This is a genomic window from Gilliamella sp. CG35 (genome assembly GCF_046635745.1).
Classification (GTDB): Bacteria; Pseudomonadota; Gammaproteobacteria; order Enterobacterales; family Orbaceae; genus Gilliamella; species Gilliamella apicola_I.
The window spans coordinates 1-1,235 of record NZ_JBIDFH010000046.1; the positions used below are offsets into that span (position 1 = coordinate 1).

Consider the following 1,235-nt stretch of genomic DNA (forward strand, 5'->3'; position numbering starts at 1 on the left):
AAAGGGAGCTGGGATGGACGGGTTGCTTTTTACTTAAAAGCGAACAAAGGTGATTATCGCATTACCGCCCATTTAGACACAACGGAAACCCGGCTGAAAAATGCGTTCGGTCATTTAGGTGAAAAAGACCCGACCCGTTTTATCCGGGAAATCGACCCGCAAGCTTACTACCCTACTCACGGTGATGGTTCGACCACTGAGCGGGATGTGGATACGGAAGGGAAGTTTTATCTCAAAATAGAGAAAGGGAAAAGTTACGGGTTATGGGGTAACTATAACACGCAGATTACCGGCAATGAGTTTGCCAACTTTAACCGCAGTTTATACGGTGCACAATTGTCTCATGAAAGTGAAGGTGTGACCGGATATGGTGATACCCGCACGTACGGGACGGTGTTTTTATCGAACGGTGAAACACGGGGCAGTCATGTTGAGTTAGCCTCGACCGGTGGTAGTTTGTATTTTTTAAAACATCAGCGTATTACCGAAGGGAGTTTAAAGCTGTCGATGGAGGTACGTGACCGTAATACGGGTCGGGTACTGAGTACCGGGACGTTGACGGAAGGTGTGGACTATGAAGTCAATCAGTTTCAGGGTCGGGTACTTTTAACCAGGCCACTGCCTATGACGGCACAGGGCGAGACGGGGAGCTCGATAATTGAAGGCGGTAATCTGTTAGGGGGTAACCCGGTCTGGATTATTGCGGAATATGAATATTACTCAGACGGTTTTGACTTTAACAGCGAAAAAGTATTTGGTGGTCGGGCTTATCACTGGTTAAACGACCATGTTCGAATTGGCGGGACGTATATCAATGAAGACCAGTCAAGCGGCGATACGTATGAATTAAAAGGGGTTGACCTGATAATACGACCAACGCAGGGGACACATACCCATGTGGAGTATGCGAAAAGCAAGGCGGGGATGAATGATATCTATGTGTCGAGCAATGGTGGTGTCTCGTTTAATCAAACGACGTTATCAGGTGATACCCGTGGTGCGGCATGGAAGATAGAGCAAACCATCAACTTTGATGACTTTACCGATGAGGATGTTCCGCTGAGTTTTAAAGGGTATTACTCGATGCAGCAGGAAGGCTTTTCATCGTTTGCCAAAGCCCGAAGCAGTGATTTGGAAGAGTGGGGTGGCGAGTTACGTTATGACTTTGAGCCGGATAAGCGAGGGGTATTAGTTTCTTACAGCAATGAAAAAGACAAGGGTAACTATGTAGAACG

1 pseudogene is annotated in these 1,235 nt (G+C 47.0%); it reads left to right on the forward strand.

Annotated features, from left to right (window positions below):
• Window positions 1-1,235: pseudogene (locus tag ACGH4F_RS09620) on the forward strand (hypothetical protein); the annotation flags it as partial.